The organism is Microbacterium sp. 22296 (assembly GCF_052045385.1).
GTDB lineage: Bacteria > Actinomycetota > Actinomycetes > Actinomycetales > Microbacteriaceae > Microbacterium.
Map to the genome: position 1 here is coordinate 87,539 of NZ_JBQEOS010000004.1, position 21,207 is coordinate 108,745.

Annotated in this window: 17 protein-coding genes; 4 read left to right on the forward strand and 13 right to left on the reverse strand. The window is 71.2% G+C overall.

Going from position 1 to position 21,207, the window contains the following annotated elements:
- Window positions 1–15: 15 nt before the first annotated feature.
- Genes ACTJJP_RS09570 through ACTJJP_RS09580 form a run of 3 tightly spaced genes read right to left on the reverse strand, consistent with a single transcriptional unit; the run spans window position 16 to window position 3,938 of the window.
- Complete coding sequence (locus ACTJJP_RS09570; protein WP_440774785.1) at window positions 16–2,196, reverse strand: cytochrome b/b6 domain-containing protein; 2,181 nt, start codon at window positions 2,194–2,196, stop codon at window positions 16–18.
- Window positions 2,197–3,162 (reverse strand): electron transfer flavoprotein subunit alpha/FixB family protein, encoded by a 966-nt coding sequence (locus tag ACTJJP_RS09575; protein WP_440774786.1) that lies wholly within the window; start codon window positions 3,160–3,162, stop codon window positions 2,197–2,199.
- A complete protein-coding gene (locus ACTJJP_RS09580; RefSeq protein WP_440774787.1) occupies window positions 3,162–3,938 on the reverse strand; it encodes an electron transfer flavoprotein subunit beta/FixA family protein in 777 nt (258 codons plus the stop codon). Before ACTJJP_RS09580 ends, ACTJJP_RS09575 begins: the two co-directional genes overlap by 1 nt.
- 237 nt (window positions 3,939–4,175) lie before the next feature.
- Between ACTJJP_RS09580 and ACTJJP_RS09585 the strand changes: the two genes are divergently transcribed.
- Window positions 4,176–4,703, forward strand: coding sequence for a MarR family winged helix-turn-helix transcriptional regulator (locus ACTJJP_RS09585; protein WP_440774788.1), 528 nt, complete (start codon window positions 4,176–4,178; stop codon window positions 4,701–4,703).
- A gap of 82 nt (window positions 4,704–4,785) precedes the next feature.
- Here the strand turns inward: ACTJJP_RS09585 and ACTJJP_RS09590 are convergent, their stop codons facing one another.
- From ACTJJP_RS09590 to ACTJJP_RS09600, 3 genes are all read right to left on the reverse strand, one after another.
- Window positions 4,786–5,574 (reverse strand): enoyl-CoA hydratase-related protein, encoded by a 789-nt coding sequence (locus ACTJJP_RS09590; protein ID WP_440774789.1) that lies wholly within the window; start codon window positions 5,572–5,574, stop codon window positions 4,786–4,788.
- 123 nt (window positions 5,575–5,697) lie between these two features.
- Window positions 5,698–6,876: an acyl-CoA dehydrogenase family protein gene (locus ACTJJP_RS09595; RefSeq protein ID WP_440774790.1), complete on the reverse strand. Its 1,179-nt coding sequence runs from the start codon at window positions 6,874–6,876 to the stop codon at window positions 5,698–5,700.
- 238 nt (window positions 6,877–7,114) lie between these two features.
- Window positions 7,115–7,852 (reverse strand): VIT1/CCC1 transporter family protein, encoded by a 738-nt coding sequence (locus ACTJJP_RS09600; protein ID WP_440774791.1) that lies wholly within the window; start codon window positions 7,850–7,852, stop codon window positions 7,115–7,117.
- A gap of 182 nt (window positions 7,853–8,034) precedes the next feature.
- Between ACTJJP_RS09600 and ACTJJP_RS09605 the strand changes: the two genes are divergently transcribed.
- Window positions 8,035–11,529 carry a choice-of-anchor I family protein gene (locus ACTJJP_RS09605; RefSeq protein ID WP_440774792.1) on the forward strand — a complete coding sequence of 1,165 codons (3,495 nt, stop codon included), beginning with the start codon at window positions 8,035–8,037 and terminating at the stop codon, window positions 11,527–11,529.
- 125 nt (window positions 11,530–11,654) lie between these two features.
- Here the strand turns inward: ACTJJP_RS09605 and ACTJJP_RS09610 are convergent, their stop codons facing one another.
- The 6 genes from ACTJJP_RS09610 to ACTJJP_RS09635 form a co-directional block, all read right to left on the reverse strand.
- A complete protein-coding gene (locus tag ACTJJP_RS09610; RefSeq protein WP_440774793.1) occupies window positions 11,655–12,371 on the reverse strand; it encodes a Type 1 glutamine amidotransferase-like domain-containing protein in 717 nt (238 codons plus the stop codon).
- Window positions 12,372–12,533: 162 nt separating this feature from the next.
- Window positions 12,534–13,712: a thiolase family protein gene (locus ACTJJP_RS09615; RefSeq protein ID WP_440774794.1), complete on the reverse strand. Its 1,179-nt coding sequence runs from the start codon at window positions 13,710–13,712 to the stop codon at window positions 12,534–12,536.
- Window positions 13,712–15,124, reverse strand: a complete 1,413-nt coding sequence (locus ACTJJP_RS09620; RefSeq protein ID WP_440774795.1) for a citrate/2-methylcitrate synthase — start codon at window positions 15,122–15,124, stop codon at window positions 13,712–13,714. The genes ACTJJP_RS09615 and ACTJJP_RS09620 overlap by 1 nt, the downstream gene beginning before the upstream one ends.
- 219 nt (window positions 15,125–15,343) lie before the next feature.
- The gene (gene prpB, locus ACTJJP_RS09625) at window positions 15,344–16,243 is read right to left on the reverse strand and encodes a methylisocitrate lyase (protein WP_440774796.1); all 900 of its coding nucleotides are present in this window, start codon (window positions 16,241–16,243) and stop codon (window positions 15,344–15,346) included.
- A 354-nt stretch (window positions 16,244–16,597) separates the two neighbouring features.
- Window positions 16,598–18,124, reverse strand: coding sequence for an MmgE/PrpD family protein (locus tag ACTJJP_RS09630; protein WP_440774797.1), 1,527 nt, complete (start codon window positions 18,122–18,124; stop codon window positions 16,598–16,600).
- The gene (locus ACTJJP_RS09635) at window positions 18,121–18,750 is read right to left on the reverse strand and encodes a GntR family transcriptional regulator (RefSeq protein ID WP_440774798.1); all 630 of its coding nucleotides are present in this window, start codon (window positions 18,748–18,750) and stop codon (window positions 18,121–18,123) included. Before ACTJJP_RS09635 ends, ACTJJP_RS09630 begins: the two co-directional genes overlap by 4 nt.
- Before the next feature lie 144 nt (window positions 18,751–18,894).
- On the opposite strand from ACTJJP_RS09635, the gene ACTJJP_RS09640 reads away from it, so the two are divergent.
- A complete protein-coding gene (locus ACTJJP_RS09640; RefSeq protein WP_440774799.1) occupies window positions 18,895–19,209 on the forward strand; it encodes a YbjQ family protein in 315 nt (104 codons plus the stop codon).
- Between the two features lie 81 nt (window positions 19,210–19,290).
- Here ACTJJP_RS09640 and ACTJJP_RS09645 read toward each other — a convergent pair whose 3' ends face one another.
- A complete protein-coding gene (locus ACTJJP_RS09645) occupies window positions 19,291–19,875 on the reverse strand; it encodes a TetR/AcrR family transcriptional regulator (protein WP_440774800.1) in 585 nt (194 codons plus the stop codon).
- 338 nt (window positions 19,876–20,213) lie between these two features.
- Here ACTJJP_RS09645 and ACTJJP_RS09650 point away from each other — a divergent pair, with 338 nt between their 5' ends.
- The gene (locus ACTJJP_RS09650; RefSeq protein ID WP_440774801.1) at window positions 20,214–21,188 is read left to right on the forward strand and encodes a zinc-binding dehydrogenase; all 975 of its coding nucleotides are present in this window, start codon (window positions 20,214–20,216) and stop codon (window positions 21,186–21,188) included.
- Window positions 21,189–21,207: the final 19 nt, after the last annotated feature.

The window sequence follows — 21,207 nt, forward strand, 5'->3', positions numbered from 1 at the left end:
GGTCGGCGAGCCGGGTCAGCGCTGCTTGACGTCGCCGAAGAGACGGGCGATCGGCACGAGAACGCGGGGACGCGCAGCCGCCCAGCCGACGGCCATCACCAGCAGGGATGCCGCGAAGATCAGCAGACCGGTCGGGTCGCTCGTGAAGGCGTCGGGGTCGACCGAGCCGCGGGCGGCGTACATGTGGTTGAGGTTGCGCAGCGCGCCGGTGGCCAGGACGAGAGCGACGTGCACCACGATGAACGCGACGAAGAACAGCATCACGGGGAAATGCACCTTGCGCGCCCACTCGACCGGGTACAGCCGATTGAGCCGCTCGGCATCCTTCGGCCAAACGCCCGACAGCCGCACGCCGCTCACGATGGCGAGGGGAGCGGCCAGGAAGGTGATCGCGAAGTACGACAGCTGCTGCAGGCTGTTGTAGTTCACCCACCCGTTCTCGGTGGGCCAGTCGAGCGAGACGTACTGCAGCGCCGCCGACAGCGCGTTGGGGAAGACCTCCCACGAAGTCGGCACGATCCGCATCCACTGTCCGGTGGCGAACAGCAGCACGACGAAGACGACGCCGTTCGCGATCCAGAGGATGTCGACCGCCTGGTGGAACCACAGCGTCAGGCTGATGCGGCGGCGCTTGTTCTTCCGCGGCGACCAGAACGCCGCGGGGCGCTTCTCGCTGCGCACCTGCCAGCCCGTGCGGATGATGAACAACAGGAAGAAACTGTTGAGGAAGTGCGACCAGTTGAGCCACGCGGGGATGCCGACGGGCGCGGAATCGGGCAGGTGGTATTCGCCCGGGTAGGCGGCGAGGAACTCCTGGCCCGGACCGAGCGCGAGGAGGAACCGCGCCACGAGCACCGTGATACCCGCGAGGGCGAGCGCGAAGACGCCGAGCACCGCGGTGGAGCCGAGCCACTGCAGCGGCGTGAACGGGCCGACGCGTTTCGGCTCCGTCCTCGAAGGTCGCTCAGCGGAGGCGGCGGCCCCCGGCCAGACGGTCCGCCGCACGGTCAGCGGGGCGCGCGGTGCGGTGGGCGCGTCCTGCGACGGGGGGTCGGACGGGGCGGCGTCGATCGGCGTGGTCGCCTCCGGCGGAGGGGACGCCGCGACGGGAGGGGCCGCCGAGGCCGGGCGGGATCCGGATACCGCGACCTCGGGCGGCGGACCGTCCGCATCACGGGACGAGCCGGATGCCGCGACCTCGGGCGGCGGACCGTCCGCATCACGGGGCGAGCCGGATGCCGCAGCCCCGGGCAGCGAAGCATCGACGGCCGCGACCGGGCGGGGCGAAGGGGCACCGGACTCGTGCGCGGGGGGCCAGGGCTGACCGCCCGGCTCGCGGGGAAGTCCGCGACGAGGATGGTCTGCGTCGGGAAGCGCGGGGACCGCGGCGGAACCCGAGGCGCGCGCCGGATCATCGCGTGCGACCGATGCCGCGACGGATCCGGCCGACCCCTCCGTCCGGATGCCGTCGTCCGACTCCGCAACGGCCGAAGACGCGGCAGCCGGCGCCGGCACGAAGGGGCCCGTATCTGCAACCGTGGAGGACGCAGCAGTCAGCGTGGGCCCGGTAGAAGCCGGATCCGCAACCGCGGGAGTCGGCGCGGGACCGCCGGAAGCCGAATCCGCGACGGCCGGGGGCGCCGGCGGCCAGGGCTCACCGCCCGGCTCGCGCGGCAGACCACGGCGCACCGTCGCCACCGCGGGCGAGGCGTCAGTGCCGTGGGCGGCGATCGGGTCGGGGGCGGGACCCGGGTGCGAACCGGCGACCGGATGCGGCGCGGCGGCGGGCAGCGCGGTCGCGTCCGTGGCATCCGTCCGCGCATACGTCGCGTCCGTGGCATCCGCCCGCGCATACGTCGCGTCCGTGGCATCCGCCCGCGCATACGTCGCGTCCGTGGCATCCGCGCGCACATCCTCGGAGAAGGAGCCGATGATCGCAGCATTCCGCGTGGCATCCGCGGGATCCGCACCCGTATGCGAGGCCTGCGCCGAACGGGGCGCCGCCTCGCGGCCGTTCGCTTCGGAACCCGCGGTGCGGGGCGTACCGGCGGCCAGGGATGAGGCGTCGACCACGCTGTCCTCGACGTCCTCGGAAGCGCCGGAGGCCGCGGGCACGCCGGAGGCCGCGGGCGGCCAGGGCTCCCCGCCGGGGACGCGCGGCAGCCCGGGACGCGGGGTGCGTGGTGTGGACGCCATCTATTTCTTGTGGGCCTCGAGCGCGCTGATGAGTTGCGGGACGACGGTGAACAGATCTCCGACGATACCGAAGTCGGCGATGTCGAAGATCGGCGCGTCGGAATTCTTGTCGATGGCGACGATCGTGCCGGCCGTCTGCATCCCCGCGCGGTGCTGGATCGCCCCCGAGATGCCGAGGGCGATGTACAGGCGCGGTGACACCGAGACTCCGGTCTGGCCCACCTGCGCGCTCGCGGGGACGTAGCCCGCATCCACCGCCGCGCGCGAGGCGCCGACCGCCGCGCCGAGCGCGTCGGCGAGACGCTCGACGAGGGCGAAGTCCTCGCGCGAGCCGACACCCCGCCCTCCCGCGACCACCGCGGTGGCCCCGCGGAGTTCCGGGCGCGAAGAGGGCGCGGAGGTCTCGGCGAATCCCTCGACGCGGGCCGCGCGGACCCCGGATGCCGTCACCTCGAGCTCCTCGTGGAGGAGCGGCTGCGCTTCGAGACGCAGGTCGACCGAGCCCGGCCGCAAGGTGGCCAGCATCGGGCCGAAGGTGGGGGCGCCCTCGACGGTGAACGCGCCGCCGAGAACCGAATGGTGCGCCAGGACGCCGATCTCATCGCGATCGACGCCGACGATGTCGGTGGCCAGGGGCAGCCGACGACGAGCGGCCAGTCGGGCCAGCGCGTCGCGCGGTTCGACGGCATTCGAGGCCAGCACGAGGTCGGGGCGCTCGCGATCGAGGGCCGCGACGAGTGCGTCGACGATGGGGACCGTGAGGGCGTCGGGCGCCGTCGTCGCCGTCAGCACGCGGACGGCGCCCATCCCGGCGGCTTCGGCCGCGGCCCCGGCGAGGGCGTCGGGGGCGGCGACGACGAGGGCGACCGGGTCGCCGACCCGCGCAGCGGCCGCCAGCAGGCCGGGCGTCGTCGCCGCGAGCACGCCGCTCGGAAGCACCTCGAGCAGGACCAGCGCGACGCCCATCACGCCACCCCCTCGGCCACGAGGAACGCGGCGAGCTTCTCGCCGGCGTCACCCTCGTCGACGATCTTCGTGCCGGCCGTCCGTGGGGGTCGCTCGGCGACCGACAGCATGATGTAGCGGGCGACGGTCGGATCATCGGGCTCGATGCCGAGGGCGGCGGCATCCAGGGTCTCGTACGGCTTCTTCTTCGCCGCCATGATGCCCTTGAACGTCGTGAACCGCCCCTCGGGGAGCGCCTCGGTGATCGACACCACCGCGGGGAGCTCGGCCGTGACCCGCATCGTGCCCGCGTCGCTCACCCGCTCCCCCGACACCGCCCCGTCGGACAGCTCGAGGGCGGCGAGCCCGGTGAGCTGCGGTAGACCGAGCAGCTCGGCGACCATCGCGGCGATCACGCCTCCGCCTCCGTCGGTCGAGACGTTTCCCGCGATCACGAGGTCGTAGTCGATGCGGCGCACGGCGGCGGCGAGCACCTCGGCGGTGAGCAGCAGATCGGCCCCGCGCAGGGCGTCGTCGACGATGTGCACGGCCGAGTTCGCCCCCATCGCGAGTGCTTTGCGGATCGTCGCGGTGGCCGACGCGGGTGCCATCGACACGACCGTCACCTCGGTGCCGGGGTGCGCGTCGGCGTGCCGAAGGGCGACCTCGACCGCACGCTCGTCGATCTCGTCGAGCACGGGCGCCGACGCGCCACGATCGGCGAGTCCGGTCTCGAGGTCGAGTCGACGCTCGCCCCAGGTGTCGGGCACTTCTTTGATCAGGACCACGATCTTCATCGATGCGTCTCCTTCGTCGAGGGGAGGGATGCCGCAGCGGCGGCGCCGCGGCCGGGTTCGTGGCGGAGGGGCGGAAGCCCGCACGGCTGCCTTCCCGAGCGCGAGGCGCCCGAATGGGCCGGGAGCCGCGTCCCCCACCGCCGACGGCGAGTGCCCGTGCGGGCCGGGAGCCGCGCCGAACCCCGCCGCCGGGCACCGGCGGCGCGCGAGCGGTACCGTGAAGCCGAAGGAGGACCGATGACGCGACGACTGCCGGTCGACCCGATCGCCGAGGCCAAGCGCCAGTGGCTGGCACACGGGTGGGACGAGGCCGCCGACGGCATGACGGTCGTGACCTCGGTGATCCGGGCGCACCAGCTGCTCATGGCATCCATCGACCGCGCGCTCAAGCCGTACGACCTGTCGTTCTCGCGCTTCGAGATGCTCCGGCTGCTCGCCTTCACCCGCGAAGGACGGATGCCGATGGCCAGCGCCATCACGCGGTTGCAGGTGCACCCCACGAGCGTCACGAACAGTGTCGAGCGCCTGACCCGCGACGGGCTGATCTCACGCGAGCCGCATCCCACCGATGGACGAGCGGCCCTGCTCGTGCTGAGCGACGCGGGCCGGAGCCGGGTCGATGAGGCGACCGAGGCGTTGAACGTGGTGTTCGCCGACCTCGGTCTCGACGACGACGACGCGATCGCGCTGGTGCGCATCATCGCGCGCTTCCGCAAGGGTGCCGGCGACTTCGCCGACCCGGCGCCCGTGCCCGAGCCGCTCTGAGGCCGCAGAGCGCTCTCGGCGCACGACGGCCCCACCCGCCCGGCGTGAACGCCGGCCGGGGGACGACGCCGCGCAGAGGCGTTCATCGATGGGTGAAGGACGGCGGACGCTTCTCGCGGAACGCCGCCATCCCCTCTTTCTGGTCGGCGGTGTCGAAGAGACCGGCGAAGGCCTGCCGTTCGAAGCGCACACCCTCGGCGAGCGTCGACTCCAGGGCCACGTCGAGCGCCGCCTTGGCCGCGTACAGCGCGGGCAGGGGCTTCTCGGCGATCGTGCGAGAGACGGCCTCGGCCTCGTCGAGCAGGTCGTCGGCAGGGACGACGCGCGACACCAGCCCCGCGCGCTCGGCTTCGGCGGCGTCGATCATGCGCCCGGTGAGCACGAGTTCGGCGGCCTTGTAATACCCGAGGGCGCGGACGAGCCGCTGGGTGCCGCCCATGCCGGGAATGACTCCCAGCTGCACCTCGGGCTGACCGAATCTCGCCCGCTCGGATGCCAGGATCACGTCGCACATGAGCGCGAGCTCGCATCCTCCACCCAGCGCGTACCCCGAGACCGCGGCGATCACGGGCGTACGCACGGCGGCGAAACGCGCCCAGGCACCAAAGTGATCGGTGAGCGTCATGTCGAGGCCCGACTTCTGCTCCATCTCTTTGATGTCGGCGCCCGCGGCGAACGCTTTCTCGCTGCCGGTGACCACGATCGCTCCGATCCCCGTGTCGGCGTCGAACGCCTCGGCCGCCGCGACCACCTCGCGCATCGTCCGGGTGTCGAGCGCATTCAGCGCCTCGGGGCGGTCGAGCGTGATCCACCCGACCCGGCCGCGCTGTTCGACGCGGATGGTCTGGTACTCGGCATCCTGGTCGGTCATGGTGACTCCCGTCGTCTCAGGTCTCGGGCGATGCGGACACTGCCGCCCCCGAATGCTTGCACGCACCCCCGACATCTATCGAGGGATTCCCTGACCGGCGCCCAAACCCCGCCGACCGCACGCTCACGCCGCGAGGACGCTCCGGCCGACGATCAGCCGCATGATCTCGTTCGTGCCCTCGAGGATCTGGTGCACCCGCAGATCGCGCACGACCTTCTCGATGCCGTAGTCCTGCAGATACCCGTAGCCGCCGTGCAGCTGCAGCGACTCGTTGGCGACGCGGAAGCCGACATCGGTCGCGAAGCGCTTCGCCATGGCGCAGCGGGTGGCCGTGTCGGGGGCCTTGGCGTCGAGGGCGAGCGCCGCATCGCGCACGAGCAGTCGTGCGGCCTCGAGCTCGGTGGCCATGTCGGCCACGGCGAACACCACCGACTGCTTCTCGGCCAGCGGTTCGCCGAACGTGAACCGCTCGTGCACGTACGCGACGGCGCGGTCGAGCGCCCACCGCGCCCCACCCAGGGAGCAGGTGGCGATGTTCAGACGCCCGCCGTTCAGCGCCGTCATGGCGATCGAGAACCCGCGGCCCTCCCCGCCGAGCAGGTTCTCGGCCGGCACCCGCACCTCGTCGAGCACGACGGCACGCGTGGGTTGCGCGTTCCACCCCATCTTCTTCTCGTTCGGCCCGAACGACAGTCCCGCGGCGTCGGCGGGCACGAGGAAGGCGCTGATGCCCCGTGCCCCCGGTTCGCCCGTGCGGGCCATGACGACGTAGACGGACGCCTCGCCGGCGCCCGAGATGAACTGCTTGACGCCGGTGAGCACGTAGGTGTCGCCGTGACGGATCGCGGAGGTCGTGATGGCCGCGGCATCCGATCCCGCGCCCGGTTCGGTCAGGCAATAGGCGCCGAGATCCTCCATGGCGACGAGGCCGGGGAGCCAGCGCTCGCGCTGGGCGTCGGTGCCGTAGGCGTCGATCATCCAGGCCACCATGTTGTGGATCGTGATGTAGGCCGTCACGGTGGGATCGCCGTACGCGAGCTCCTCGAAGATCGCGACCGCGTCGGCCCGTGTCAGCCCGGCGCCGCCCACGTCGTCGTTGACGTAGACGCCGCCGAGGCCCAGCTCCCCCGCGCGGCGGAGGACGTCGCGGGGGAAGTGCTTCTCGGCATCCCATTCGAGGGTGTGCGGAGCGAGCTCGGTCGCGGCGAAATCGCGCACGGCGTCGAGGATGGCGGCGCGTTCGTCGGCCGAGAGGGTTCCGGCGGACGGGGCGTCGAGCGCGGGAGCAGGGGTGGTGTCCATGCGGCTCTCCTTCGTGAGGGCGACGGCGTCGTCGCACCTCCCAGATTAGCTGGACGTCCTAGTAATTGATAGGGAACACGAGCAAAAGCCGGTCGACGCACGTCCAAGAAACGCTCCGCCGCGCGAGAAACGCGATGACGAGGCGTGTCCTGCGCGCGAGAGCGTTTCTCACGATGAGACAGCACTACGCGGATGCCACACCGAACAACGACCCCACGGGAACGCGCGAGCGCAAGATCTACGCGGATGCCACGCCGAACAACGAACCCACGAGATAGGTCGCGCCGAGGGCCAGCGCGCCGCCGATCACGGTCCGCAGGATCGCGCGCCCGCGCCGCGCTCCGCCGATCCACGCGGCGAGGTAGCCGGTGACCGCGAGGGCGATGAGCACGGCCACGAAGGTGAGGGCGATGCGCACCTCGACGGGCGCGAGCAGGATCGTGAGCAGCGGAAGGACGGCTCCGACGGTGAAGGCCACCGCCGAGGCCAGCGCCGCCGTCCACGGACTCACCACGTCTTCGGCGTCGAGGTTCAGCTCGACCGAGAGGTGGGCCTTGAGGACATCGGATGCCGTGAGCTCGGTCGCGACGCGCGTCGCGGTGTCGCGCGAGAGCCCCTGAGCCTCGTACAGGCCCACGAGCTCCGCGAACTCGGCATCCGGATCCTCCGCGAGTTCGCGGCGCTCCTTCTGGATGAGCGCGTGCTCGCTGTCGCGCTGACTCGACACCGAGATGTACTCCCCCAGAGCCATCGAGATCGCGCCGCCGACGAGGGCCGCAAGGCCCGCCACCAGGACCGGTCCGGTCGCGGTCGTCGCCCCCGCGACGCCCACCACGACCGCCGCGGTCGACACGATGCCGTCGTTGGCGCCGAGCACTCCGGCGCGCAGCCCGTTGAGGCGCTGCGAGAGGCCCTGGCGGTGCGGTTCGTCGGTGTGCGCTCCGGGCGGCGGTCCGCCGGCGGCATCCTGGCTCATGTCACGAGAGTACGACCGCCACGGGCGTCCAGGGCCGCTGCTCTCTCCGGCCGGGGCGACACGCAGCGAGCGGGCGCCCCGTTCCCGCTCCGTTCACCCGGGCGTCACCGCATCCAGGCAGAATCCACGAGTTCGCGCCGCCCGCGCGATCGCATCCCCCACCCGAATCCGAGGACACAGCCATGCCTTCGACCCTCCTTCGCCGCGCCGCCGCGTTCACCGCGACGACCGCGGCGGTGTGCGCACTCGCCCTGTCGAGCGCCACGGCGGCATCCGCCGCGATCGTCTCCCAGCCCGTCTCGAACAGCGCTCCGGGTGCAGCCCTCACCGTCACCCCCGTGGGCTCGTACGACACCGGCATCTACAAGAAGTCGGCCGCCGAGATCGTGCAGGCCTGGCGCGACCGCCTGTTCGTCGTCAACGCCGAAGCGGGCACCGTCTCGGTTCTCGACAACAGCGACCCCGCGAAGCCCGTCGAGCTCTTCGACATCTCCTCGACCGGTGTCGCCAACTCCGTCGCCGTGCGCGACGACGGTCTCGGCGTCATCGCCTTCGAGGCGGAGACCAAGACCGACCCCGGCCACCTCGTGTTCTTCGACGCCGGCACGTCGGATGCCACGAGCGCCACGCTCGGCGAGATCACCGTGGGCGCCCTTCCCGACATGGTGACGTTCTCGAAGGACGGCGCGTACGCCGTCGTCGCGAACGAAGGCGAACCGGCCGACGACTTCTCGGTCGACCCCGAGGGCTCGGTGAGCGTGGTCGCCCTGAGCACGAGCGTCGCGGCACCCGCGCAGAGCGCGGTGAAGACCGCCGGCTTCGGCGCCTTCGAGCCGGGCGGCACCAAGACCCTCGACGCGAAGGTCCGTGTCTTCGGGCCCGACGTGGCCGCGCCCGGACAAGATCCGACCACCCTCTCGAGCAACCGCGTCTCGCGCAACCTCGAGCCGGAGTACATCACGGTCGACGGGACCGTCGCCTACGTCGCCCTGCAGGAGGCGAATGCGCTCGCGACGGTGGACCTCGCGAAGGCGGAGGTGACCGGAATCCTGCCCCTGGGCTACAAGGACTGGGGCACCGTGGGACTCGACCCCAGCGACAAGGACGGCGCGAACATCCGCACCGTGCCGGGCCTGAAGGGCCTGTACATGCCCGACGGCATCGCCTCGTACTCGGCGAGCGTCGACGGCAAGGCATCCACCTACCTCGTCACCGCCAACGAGGGCGACGGACGCGAATGGGGCTCCTTCATCGACGAAGCCCGGGTGAAGGACCTCGGCGTCGACGGACTCGCGCCCGTCTGTGCGACGTCGCCGCTCGCGGGACGCGCCGCCGACACCGACCTCGGCCGTCTCAAGGTCGTCACCGACCTCGGGGTCACCGCCGACGGGTGCTACAGCGAGCTGTACGCCTACGGCGCGCGCTCGTTCTCGATCTGGGACACCAAGGGCACTCTCGTCTTCGACTCGGGCGACCAGTTCGAGCAGAAGCTCAAGGAGGTCGCTCCTCAGCTGTTCAACGTCTCCAACGACAACAACACCGTCGACGACCGCAGCGACGACAAGGGCCCGGAGCCCGAGAACGTCACGGTCGGCGTCGTCGACGGGCGACCCTACGCGTTCATCGGTCTCGAGCGGGCGGGCGGCGTGATGGTCTACGACATCACCGACCCGAAGAAGCCCGCGTACGTCACGTACATCAACAACCGCGACGCGTCGGCCGACGTGAAGACCGCCGCGGCGGGCGACCTCGGACCCGAGGGCATCACCTTCGTCTCGTCGCTGCGATCGCCCACCGGTGTGCCGCTGCTGATCACGGGCAACGAGGTCTCAGGCACCACCACGGTGTTCGAGGTGCGGCCGACGCAGCCGAAGACGCCCGACCTGCAGATCCTCACGATCAACGACTTCCACGGCCGCCTGCTGCAGGAGACCGGGGGCGTCGCGGGAGCAGCCGTGGTGGCGGGAGCCGTCGAGCGGTACCGCCAGCAGAACCCGGACACGCTCTTCGTCTCGGCCGGCGACAACATCGGCGCCAGCGCATTCGAGTCGTTCATCGACCAGGACAACCCCACCATCGACGCCCTGCGTGCGGCGACCCTCGACGTCAGCGCCGTGGGCAACCACGAGTTCGACCGCGGCTTCGCCGACCTGACCGACCGCGTCATCCCCCGCTACGAGGGCGACCCGCAGGCGGACGCGTTCAGCGACTACGCCCTCGGAGCGAACGTGTACGAGAAGGGCACGAAGACCCCCGCCCTCAAGCCCTACACGATCAAAGACGTCGACGGCACGAAGGTCGCCTTCGTCGGCACGGTCACGCGCCAGACGGCCGGCATGGTCGACCCGTCGAAGATCACCCAGATCGAGTTCGGCGACCAGGTCGAAGCGGCCAACCGCGAGGCGAAGAACGCCCGCGCCGCCGGCGCCGACATCGTCGTGCTGCTCGCCCACGAGGGCTCTGAAGGCACCGACTGCTCGAAGATCGCGGTCGAGTCCGGAGACTACGGCGACCTCGTCCGGGGCGCCTCCAGCGACGTGGACGCGATCGTCTCGGCGCACACGCACCAGAAGTACGCGTGCACCATCGGCGGTCGCCCGGTCATCCAGGCCGGGCAGTACGGCACCAACCTCGGCACCCTCGACGTCGACCTGGACGCCGCCGGCGACCTCGTCTCGATCACGCCCGGGGTGCGTTCGCTCTACGACACCACGGTGGGCCAGTACATCGCCTACCCGCAGGCCGAGACGGCCGAGATCGTGGCGAAGGCGAAAGCCACGGCCGATGTGAAGGGCCAGGTCGAGGTCGGCAAGATCACGACCGATATCACCCGCGCCAAGAACGCATCGGGCGGCGAGGACCGCGGCTCGTACTCCACGCTCGGCAACACCGTCGCCGACGTCTACCTGTGGGCGACGAGCGAGAACCCCTCGTTCAACGGGCAGGACGCGCAGATCGCGTTCATGAACCCCGGCGGACTCCGCGCCGACCTGCTCTACGGCACCGACAACGGCTCCGTCTCCTACCGCGAGGCCGCGAACGTGCAGCCCTTCGGCAACACGCTCGTGACGGTCTCGCTCACCGGAGCGCAGCTGAAGAGCGTGCTGGAGCAGCAGTGGCAACCCGCGGGCGCGTCGCGACCGGTGCTCGCGCTGGGCGTTTCGAAGGGCTTCACCTTCGCGTACGACCCCAACGCCGCCACGGGATCGCGCATCTCGTCGATCGCCCTGAACGGCGTCGCGGTCGACCCGGCCGCATCGTACCGCGTGGTGACCAACTCGTTCCTCGCCGCCGGCGGTGACAACTTCACCACCTTCGCGCAGGGCACCGGCAAAGCCGACTCGGGCCAGATCGACCTGCAGGCGACCGTCGATTACTTCACCGCGAAGGGGACGGTCGCACCGTCGCCGCTCGGTCGCGCGTACCTGCTCGGCTCGAGCCCGGTCGACGAGGGCACGGTGACGCCGACGCCCACGCCGACGGCCACCCCCACGCCGACGGCGACGCCGACGGGCACGCCGACCGCATCGCCGTCGGCCAGCCCGAGCGCGGCAGCTGCCGGCACGGGAACGCTGGCGAAGACCGGCACCGAGCTGCCATGGGGCATCGCCCTCGCGGGCGGGTTCCTCGTGGTCGCGGGCGGCCTCTCCGTCGCGCTTCGCCGCCGTCGCGTCTGACGCACCGCACCGGGACGGCCCTCACCTTCGGGTGGGGGCCGTTGCCGTTCGCGCGAGGGGTCGGGACATGTGGCCTGCGACCGCGCCGAGCGACACTTCTCGACCCCTCACGCGCATATCGCCCCTCAGGGGCGGAGCACCTGAACGTTCACCCCGGATGCCGCGGACTCGACGCGCCAGACCTGACCGCTGCCGCGCACGACCGGGGCCGCCTGCGCCGAGACCACGAGGGCCGTGTTCTCGTCGATCGCCACACCGTCGGCGACGAGCCCCGCGTCGACCGCTGCGACGAGACGCGAGAGGGTGCCCCACTGGGCGGCATGCACGTCCACAGCGAAGTCGAGGAGTCCGAGACCCGGTCGCACGTCGATCGCGTCGAGCTCTTCGCTCGCGTCCTCCGACACGACCTCGACCCCGCGGACGCGATACCCGCCGACGAGCGCGGGTCCCGCCGCGATCGCCGATCCGGCAGAGAAACCGGCGTACGGGACCCCCTCGCGCACTCGGTCGATCACGGCATCCCGGACATGCGCGAAGGCGTTCAGGTACGCCGGGGAGAGACCCCCGCCGACGAACAGCGCGTCGGCGTCGATCGCTGCGGCGTCGTACACCTCACCCTCGACGATCGACTCCACGCGAATCTCCTCCGCTGTCGCGCCCGCTGCCTCGAGCATCGCCAGGAAGCGTGCGACCGACGAATCGTCATCCGCCTCGAGCACGAGAAACAGGGCGATCACGGGGGCGCGATCTGCGGCGCGATGTCGAGCCTCGGCGACGAAAGGACGCAACAGGTCACCGCAGCGCGCGAGGTCGCGACCACCGCCGAGGAGGAACAGGCTCATGCGTCCAGTATCCCGGGGCAGCCGCCCAGCGCGTGAGTCGCCATGGTTTGTCGCTTCGACAGGCTCGCTGGCGACACAACCCGGCGACTCACGCGGATCTCGGGTCGCCCAGAGCACGGCTGGGCGACAGTTTCCGACCCCTCGCGCGGGAAAGCGCCCGGGTCAGTACCGCCGCAGCAGCGCGGCGAGGGCCTGGCCGCCGCCGATGCACATCGTCACGACGGCGTACTTGAGGTCTCGGCGCTGCAGGTCGAGTGCGGCGCGCACAGTCAGGATCGCGCCCGTCGCTCCGACCGGGTGCCCCAGTGCGATCGCGCCGCCGTAGGGATTGACCCGCTCGGGATCGAGGCCCGCATCGCGGATCACCGCGACGGCCTGAGCGGCGAACGCCTCGTTCAGCTCGATCACGTCGACGTCGGCGGGGCTCAGACCCGTCTGGTCCCAGAGCCGCTGCAGAGCGAGGACCGGCGCGTAGCCCATGATCTCGGGGTCGACGCCCGCGGTCGTGACCGCCTCGAGGGTCGCCAGGCCCGTCAGCCCCCTCTCGCGCACGTCGTCCTCACGCATCAGCACGGTCGCGGCGGCGCCGTCGTTGATGCCCGAGGAGTTGCCGGCCGTGACCGACCCGTCCTTCTCGAACGCCGACCGCAGCTTCGCCAGCACCTCGAGGGTGGTGTCCGGTCGCGGGTGCTCGTCGACCGACACCTCGACGGGCTTGCGTCCACCGGTGGTCACGGGCACGATCTCCTCCGCGAAGGCCGCACGCGCGGCATCCGTCGCGGCCCGACGCTGGCTCTCGACGGCGAAGGCGTCCTGCTCCGCGCGCGACACGGAGTACCGGGATGCCACGACCTCGGCCGTCGTACCCATGTGCCGACCGCTGAACGGGTCGGTGAGGATCGCCAGCGTTCCGTCGAGGAGCGTCCGGTCGCCGAGCCGCGCGTTGCCGCGGGCGCCGTAATCGAGGAAGGGTGTGCGCGACATGCTCTCGTCGCCGCCGGCCACCGCGACGTCGATGCCACCCCAACGCAGCTCCTGCGCCGCCGACCAGATCGCCTGCAGCCCCGAGCCGCACAGGCGGTTCACCGTGAAGGCGGGGACGCGGGTGGGAAGCCCCGCGGCGAGCGCGACGCGACGAGCGTTGTAGGCGTCGGGGCCGTTCTGGGCGATGCAGCCCATGACGACCTCGTCGACGTCTGCGGCGGCGACGCCCGCGCGGCGCAGCGCCTCGGCGACCGCGACCGCCCCGAGCTCGTACGCGTCGACGCCCGAGAGCGCACCCCCGAACGACCCGATGGGCGTGCGGGCGCCCGAGACGATGACGATCTTCGGCTCGGACATCAGCCCGCCGCCTCCTCGGGACGCTCCTGCGCCTCGACGGCGGCGGCATCCGGAACGTATCCCTCGACGTGTCGCTCGTCGGGGCCGACGTACTCCGACAACGGCCGGATCAGCGCGTTCGACGCCTGCTGCTCGCGGATGTGCGCCGTCCAGCCCGTGACGCGCGCGGCGACGAAGAGGGGGGTGAAGGTGAGGGTGTCGAAGCCCATCAGGTCGTAGGCCGGGCCCGAGGGGTAGTCGAGGTTCGGGTAGATGCCCTTGCGCTCGACGAACTGCGATTCGAGCGCGTCGTAGAGCGCGGCGACGTCGGGGCGGTCGTAGTGGGCGACGAGAGTGTCGAGGGCGGCCTTCATCGTGGGCACGCGCGAGTCGCCGCGCTTGTAGACGCGGTGACCGAAGCCCATGATCTTGCGCTTCTCGGCGAGGGCGGCGTCGAGCCAGGGGCCGACGTTCTCGGCCGAACCGATCTCGGTGAACACGTGCAGCACGGCCTCGTTCGCTCCGCCGTGGAGCGGCCCCTTCAGCGCGCCGATCGCACCGACCACCGCCGAGTACAGGTCGCTGAGCGTCGAGGCGATGACGCGGGCGGTGAAGGTCGAGGCGTTGAAGGAGTGCTCGGCGTAAAGGGTCATCGAGCGATTGAAGGCGTCGACGACGACGGGGTCGGGAACGGCCGAGGACCCCGAGCGCGCAGCCGAGGACCCTGAGCTTGTCGAAGGGTCCGGCACCGACGCACCCCCGGTGGCTTCGACAGGCTCAGCCCCCTCCGCCGAACCCGAGCTCGCCCCCGAGGACCCCGAGCGCGCAGCCGAGGACCCTGAGCTTGTCGAAGGGTCCGGCACCGACGCACCCCCGGCGGCTTCGACAGGCATAGCCCCCTCCGCGCGTGCGCAGATATCCTCGCCGAACGTCATCCAGAGGAAGTTCGCCGCGTAGTCGAGGTCGTCGCGGGGGTCGGTCAGCTCCTGGCCCCGACGACGGCGCTGGCCGTACGCGACGACCGCGGGCAGCTGGGCCCACAGGCGCACGGACCGCTGGAGGTTCTCTTCGGGGGTGCCCACGGCATCCATCACGTTCGCGATGCCCGCGGTCTCGCGCGCGCCGATCACGCTCACGGCGGTGCGGACCTCGTCCATCGGGTGCGCGCTGGTCGGCAGCAGGTCGATCGCGGCGCGGACGTCGTCTGCCAGCGCTCGATGCTCGCGCTCGATCCGGCGCAGGTCGGCGAGCTGTGCGGCATCCGGAAGCTCCCCGTTCCAGAGCAGATACGCCACCGCCTCGAACGGCTGGGTGGCGGCGAGCTCCTGCACGGGGTACCCGCGGTAGAGGAGGCTGTTGGTTTCGGGGTTCACCTTGCTGACGGCGGTCTCGTCGACCGTGACGCCGGCGAGGCCCTTCTTGATGTCGGTCATCGTGTCTCCCTCGAGTCGTGCTCGGTGTTCATGCTGCCGGATTCTGCCGGCGCGGTGCGGGGAACTTCGTCCCCATTTCGGCTGCGAGGCGGGGCGACGAGGCGAGCCGTGTCCCGATTCTGGCTGTCTGGAGCCGCCCCGGGCAGCCGAAATCGGGACGCGGTTTGCACAGATCGGGACACGGTTCGCCGAACCGCTCCGACCGCAGGCCCCGCCGCCTCAGCGCTCGACGGTGAAGTCGAACACCGAGGCGTCGAAGCGGGTGTATCCCTCGTAGTCGATGAGGTCGTAGAGGTCGGCGCGGTGCTGCATCTCGCCGAGGTGGTCGCGCAGGTGACCCTCGGATGCCAGGGCGTCGAGCCCTCGACCGGCGGCGCCCATCGCGAGCCGCAGCAGCGACACCGGCCAGATGACGAGGTTCACGCCGGCGTCGCGCAGCTGCGACGTGGAGAACAGCTCGGACTTTCCGAACTCCGTCATGTTCGCCAGAATCGGCACGTCGAGTGCCGAGCGCATCGCCTCGAACTCGCCCAGGTCGCGCATCGCCTCGGGGAAGATCGCGTCGGCGCCGGCGTCGACCAGGGCTTTGGCGCGGTCGATCGCGGCATCCAACCCCTCCACCGCGCGCACGTCGGTGCGCGCCATGATGAGGAAGTCCGGATCGCGCCGGGCATCGACGGCGGCGCGGATGCGCTTGATCGCCGTGTCGGCATCCACGACGCTCTTGCCGTCGAGATGACCGCAGCGCTTCGGGTTGACCTGGTCCTCGATGTGGGTGCCGGCGAGGCCCGCGTCCTCCAGCGTCTGGATCGTGCGCGCGACGTTCATCGGCTCCCCGAACCCGGTGTCGGCGTCGATGATCGCGGGCAGCTCCGTCATGCGCGCGATCTGCTGGCCCCGGCCCGCGACCTCGGTGAGGGTCGTCAGCCCGATGTCGGGCAGGCCCAGGTCGGCCGAGATCACGGCGCCCGAGATGTAGACGCCGTCGAAACCCTTGCGCTCGATGAGCCGGGCCGACAGCGGATTGAAGGCCCCCGGCATCCGCACGAGCTCCCCGGATGCCAGCTTCTCGCGCAGCGCGCGACGCTTCTGCTGCGGGGTGGTCTGGGCGTAGAGCATCAGTTCCCTCTCCTCTCTGCCGTGGCCACGCCTCGCCGTGCCGCGACATGACGCAGGAGTTGTCCGGTCACGGCTGCGGTGGGGAGCCGAGATTCTGCGAGGGTCGAGCCTCGGGCTGTTGAAACCTCCTGCGTTGTGCTCCCCCCACGGCTGTCAGAGGGCGCCGGGCGCATCCCAGGCCGCGACATCAGGCCCACACTTCCCGCGGGGCGGAACGCAGGAAGAAGACGGAGGGGGCCGGGGCGATGCGGAACATTCCGGCGTCAACCGCTCGGATCTCCTGCGTTGTGTTCGCCGGCGACAGCTCGCGCGCCGGCGGCTCGGGCCGGACTGGCGCGCACCCGCCCCCGCGCATCAGAACAGCCCCTTCGGCGCCGGCGCGAGCGCCAGCACGCCCGGCTTGGCCACGATCGTGAGCTGCATGACCTCGGCGGGAGTCAGCTCCGGAAGACGCTGCACGAGCTCGAGGAAACGCTCGATCTCCTCCGGCGTCAGTACCGGCTCGGCCAGCACGCGGAACTTGCGGACGTAGTCCTCGCGCGCGAACGGACGGGCGCCGAGGGGGTGGGCGTCGGCGACGGCGATCTCGTCCTCCACCGTCGAGCCGTCGGTCAGGGTGATCACGACGCGACCGCCGAAGGCCTTCTCGTTCGGATCCTCGGAGTGGTAACGGCGCGTCCACTCGGCATCCTCGGCCGTGGTGACCTTCTGCCAGAGGGCGACGGTGTCGTCGCGGCCCGCGCGCTCGGGGGCGTAGGAGTCGACGTGGTGCCAGGCGCCGTCCTGCAGCGCGACCGCGAAGATGTACGGGATCGAGTGATCGAGCGTTTCGCGCGAGGCGGTGGGGTCGTACTTCTGCGGGTCGTTCGCCCCCGACCCGATCACGTAGTGCGTGTGGTGGCTGGTGTGCAGGACGATGGATGCCACGTTCGCCGGGTCACGGAGGTCGGGGCGCTCCGTGCCGAGGCGGCGTGCGAGGTCGATCCACGCCTGCGCCTGGTACTCGGCCGAGTGCTCCTTCGTGTACGAGTCGAGGATGCCGCGCTTGCTCTCGCCCTCGTCGGGCAGCGGGACGTCGTACGAGGCGTCGGGCCCGTCGAGCATCCACGCGATGACACCGTCCTCACCCTCGTAGATGGGCGAGGGGCTCGTCTCGCCGCGCATCGCACGGTCGACGGCCTCGATCGCCATCTTGCCGGCGAAGGCGGGGGCGTGCGCCTTCCAGGTCGAGATCTCGCCCTTGCGCGACTGCCGGGTGGCGGTGGTGGTGTGGAGGGCCTGGCCGATGGCCTGGTAGATCGTCTCCTGGTCGAGGTCGAGCAGGGTGCCGATACCCGCGGCGGCCGCGGGACCGAGGTGGGCGACGTGGTCGATCTTGTGCTTGTGCAGCGAGATCGCCCGCACGAGATCGATCTGGATCTCGTACGCCGTCGCGAGCGCGCGCACGAGAGCGGCGCCGTCGCGGCCGGTGTGCTGGGCCACCGCGAGCACGGGCGGGATGTTGTCGCCGGGGTGCGAGTACTCCGCGGCGAGGAAGGTGTCGTGGTAGTCGAGCTCGCGCACGGCGACGCCGTTGGCCCAGGCTGCCCATTCGGGGCTCGAGCGCCGCTCGAGCGCGCACCCGAACACGGTGGCGCCGGATCCGCCGATCGACACGGCGTGGTCGAGCGCCTGCTGACGAGCAGCGCTCACCGGCTGACGGGTGAGGGACGCCGCGGCGACGGCCGCGTTGTCGATGAGGCGGTTGACGATCATGTCGACCACGTCGTCGTCGACGGGGACCGGGTCGACCGCGACCCGGGCGAGGGCCCAGGCGAGCTGTCCCTCGCGGACGAGGTTCTCGTCGCTGCGGTGCACGCGCACGTGGTGGGTGATCGTCATGAGGGGTCCTCCGTGAGGGCTTCGAGGATGGTGGTCAGGGCGTTGTGCAGGTGCACGTGGGTGGCGTGGGCGGCGAGTTCGGGGTCGCCGGCGCCGATCGCTCGCGCGATCAGTCCATGCTCCCCGGCGGATGCCGAGAGGCGAAGGGGGTTGAAGCGGGCCATCCGTCGTACCCGCACGAGGTGGGTTCGCACGCTGCGCAGGGCCGCGGAGAGGTAGGCGTTGTCGACGGCGGCGTCGAGCGCCGCGTCGAAGCGGGAGATGAGGGCGTAGTAGTCGTCGGCATCCGCGGTGTCGACACGCTCGAACTCCGCGGCCAGCGCGAGGAACACCCGTCGGTCGCCGCGCTGCGCGGCCAGGCGGGCGGCCTCCGTCTCGAGCGCGCGACGAAGGTCGAACAGGGCGCGGATGTCGTCGGCGTCGATGCCGGCGACGACGGTGACCCGCGGCGAGGCCTGGATGACGAGTCCGTCGGAGGCCAGCCGCCGCAGGGCCTCGCGCAGCGGCGTGCGGCTGACACCCAGGCGCGTGGACTGCTCCACCTCGCCCAGCACCGTTCCGGGCGCCAGGGCGCCGGTCTGGATCTCGTCGAGGAGGGTCGCGTACGCGCGTTCGCTCGCCCGCATGTCGCACCTCCCTCACGTCGCCTCTCATTGTATGCAGTCGCGCGTGAAAATGGCTCACGTTACGCACGCTGGGCCACTTGCGTATACACAGAGCGGCAGAAATCACCCCTCGCGCGGACAGCAACCCCCTGACACACTGGGCCCATGCTCGTGACCACCATGAACGATGTCCCCGGCCGTCAGATCGTCGAGGTCTACGGCGAAGTGACCGGCCTGACCGTGCGCGCCCGCAACATCGGCGTGCAGTTCGGCGCCGGCATCAAGTCCCTCTTCGGCGGCGAGCTGCAGGGCCTCACTCAGCAACTTCAGGAGAGTCGTGACGAAGCCAAGCAGCGCCTGATCGAGGCCGCTCAGGCGATGGGGGCGGATGCGGTCGTCGCGATGCGATTCGACACGAGCGAGGTGGCGCAGAACTTCCAGGAGGTCGTCGCCTACGGCACCGCGGTCAAGCTGGGCTGAGCCCGCACCCTCACCGCGCGACTCGCCACGATCTGTCGCTTCGAGAGGCCCGGCGGCGACAACTTTTGGCGACTCGCGCGATCAGCCCCGCCCCCACGACTCCAGCGTCGCCGGGATGGATGCCAGGGTCCCCAGCGCCGCATCGCGATCGGCGCGCGCGAGGGTGAGTCCGGCCACCACGAGCGAGGCGCAGACCGCCGCGAGGGCGTCCACGGCATCCGGGGACAGATCGGGGCGGCGGTCGGCGACAGCGGCGCGGATGGCGGCGCGCATCTCGGCCGCATAGCCCGAGACGAGGGCGCGGACCTCGGCGTCGTCGCTCGCGAGGGGCGACGACCCGGCGTTCAGCAGCAGGCAGCCGAGACGCGCGCGCGGGGCGTCGTCGGCGATCGCCGCGTGCATCTCGGCGACGTAGGCCTCGAGCGCGCCGGGGTCGCCCGCACCCAGCGGACGCAGACGCGTGCGCACGACGTCGTCGAGGTAGGCGGCGAGGACCGCGTCGAACAGACCGCGCTTGCTGCCGAAGGCGTTGTAGAGGCTGGAACGGGTGAGGCCGGTCGCCTCCTCGAGCTCGGCGATGCCGGTCTCGGCGTAGCCGCGACGCCAGAAGACATCGCGTGCGGCGTCGACGACGGCGGTGCGCTCGAAGCTCGGCGTCCTGCCCATGATCTCCATCTCCTGGTTTCGTCGAAGCCACCGGACCCATCGACGAGCTCAGGGTCCTGCGTTCCGGCTCGGGCCGAGGCGGCTGAGCCTGTCGAAGCCCCCGGACCCATCGACGAGCTCAGGGTCCTGCGTTCCGGCTCGGGCCGAGGTGGCTGAGCCTGTCGAAGCCACCGGACCCATCGACGAGCTCAGGGTCCTGCGTTCCGGCTCGGGCCGAGGTGGCTGAGCCTGTCGAAGCCACCGGACCCATCGACACGCTCAGGGCCTTCCCGTCGCGCGGCAAGGCGCCCGGGTCTATATTAGACCGGTCGTTACAAAATAACCACAGGAGGCATTCCATGCGCGCAGTCATCCACCACGAGTTCGGCGAGCCCGCCGACGTCCTCGGCGTCGAAGAGGTCGAGACCCCGACCCCCGGCCCCGGCGAGGTGCGTCTGCGCGTGCTGCTGTCGCCCATCCACAACCACGACCTGTGGACCATCCGCGGCACCTACGGCTTCAAGCCCGACCTGCCCGCGCCGGCCGGCACCGAAGCGGTCGGCATCGTCGAGGAGCTCGGCGAGGGCGTCGAGGGCCTCACCGTCGGCCAGCGCGTGGCCACCGGCGGAACCTTCGGCGTCTGGGCCGAACAGGTCGTCACCAAGGCCGCGGGCCTCATCCCCGTCGCCGACGGCCTGAGCGACGAGGTCGCCTCGCAGCTCGTGTCGATGCCCTTCAGCGCCATCAGCCTGCTCCACTCGCTCGACCTGAAGCCGGGCGACTGGATCGTGCAGAACACCGCCAATGGGGCCGTCGGCCGCATGGTCGCGCAGATCGCCAAGGCTCGCGGCATCCACGTGATCGGCCTCGTGCGCCGTCAGAGCGCCGTCGCCGAACTCGCCGAGCAGGGCATCGACAACGTCGTCTCGACCGACGCCGACGACTGGCGTGACACGGCCCTCGCCCTCGCCGACGGCGCGAAGATCGTCGCGGGCGTCGACTCGGTCGGAGGTTCCGCCAGCAACGACGTGCTGTCGCTGCTGAGCGAGAACGGCACGCTCGTGATCTTCGGTTCAATGGGCGCGGGCAAGCTCGAGCTCTCGGCCGGCGACATCATCTTCCGCCAGGCCACCGTGAAGGGTTTCTGGGGCAGCGTGGTCAGCAAGACGATGGATGCCGACACCCGCGGCGCCCTCTTCGGCGAGCTGTCGCGCTACCTCGCCGACGGCACCGTGACCCTCCCCGTCGCCGCCACCTTCGGCCTCGACGACATCGTCGACGCCGTCACCGCGAGCGACTCGCCCCGCGTGGGCAAGGTGCTGCTGCGCCCGTGAGAGTGCGGCGCCGCGGGAG

What these genes read in the sequence shown, in the direction of transcription:
- ACTJJP_RS09605 (WP_440774792.1), top strand. Translation starts at nt 8,035, where the DNA reads ATGCCTTCGACCCTCCTTCGCCGCGCCGCCGCGTTCACCGCGACGACC.
- prpB (WP_440774796.1), bottom strand. Translation starts at nt 16,243, where the DNA reads ATGCTCTACGCCCAGACCACCCCGCAGCAGAAGCGTCGCGCGCTGCGC.
- ACTJJP_RS09595 (WP_440774790.1), bottom strand. Translation starts at nt 6,876, where the DNA reads ATGGACACCACCCCTGCTCCCGCGCTCGACGCCCCGTCCGCCGGAACC.
- ACTJJP_RS09635 (WP_440774798.1), bottom strand. Translation starts at nt 18,750, where the DNA reads ATGCGGGCGAGCGAACGCGCGTACGCGACCCTCCTCGACGAGATCCAG.
- ACTJJP_RS09580 (WP_440774787.1), bottom strand. Translation starts at nt 3,938, where the DNA reads ATGAAGATCGTGGTCCTGATCAAAGAAGTGCCCGACACCTGGGGCGAG.
- ACTJJP_RS09615 (WP_440774794.1), bottom strand. Translation starts at nt 13,712, where the DNA reads ATGTCCGAGCCGAAGATCGTCATCGTCTCGGGCGCCCGCACGCCCATC.
- ACTJJP_RS09600 (WP_440774791.1), bottom strand. Translation starts at nt 7,852, where the DNA reads ATGAGCCAGGATGCCGCCGGCGGACCGCCGCCCGGAGCGCACACCGAC.
- ACTJJP_RS09570 (WP_440774785.1), bottom strand. Translation starts at nt 2,196, where the DNA reads ATGGCGTCCACACCACGCACCCCGCGTCCCGGGCTGCCGCGCGTCCCC.
- ACTJJP_RS09610 (WP_440774793.1), bottom strand. Translation starts at nt 12,371, where the DNA reads ATGAGCCTGTTCCTCCTCGGCGGTGGTCGCGACCTCGCGCGCTGCGGT.
- ACTJJP_RS09575 (WP_440774786.1), bottom strand. Translation starts at nt 3,162, where the DNA reads ATGGGCGTCGCGCTGGTCCTGCTCGAGGTGCTTCCGAGCGGCGTGCTC.
- ACTJJP_RS09590 (WP_440774789.1), bottom strand. Translation starts at nt 5,574, where the DNA reads ATGACCGACCAGGATGCCGAGTACCAGACCATCCGCGTCGAACAGCGC.
- ACTJJP_RS09585 (WP_440774788.1), top strand. Translation starts at nt 4,176, where the DNA reads ATGACGCGACGACTGCCGGTCGACCCGATCGCCGAGGCCAAGCGCCAG.
- ACTJJP_RS09620 (WP_440774795.1), bottom strand. Translation starts at nt 15,124, where the DNA reads ATGACCGACATCAAGAAGGGCCTCGCCGGCGTCACGGTCGACGAGACC.
- ACTJJP_RS09645 (WP_440774800.1), bottom strand. Translation starts at nt 19,875, where the DNA reads ATGGGCAGGACGCCGAGCTTCGAGCGCACCGCCGTCGTCGACGCCGCA.
- ACTJJP_RS09650 (WP_440774801.1), top strand. Translation starts at nt 20,214, where the DNA reads ATGCGCGCAGTCATCCACCACGAGTTCGGCGAGCCCGCCGACGTCCTC.
- ACTJJP_RS09630 (WP_440774797.1), bottom strand. Translation starts at nt 18,124, where the DNA reads ATGACGATCACCCACCACGTGCGCGTGCACCGCAGCGACGAGAACCTC.
- ACTJJP_RS09640 (WP_440774799.1), top strand. Translation starts at nt 18,895, where the DNA reads ATGCTCGTGACCACCATGAACGATGTCCCCGGCCGTCAGATCGTCGAG.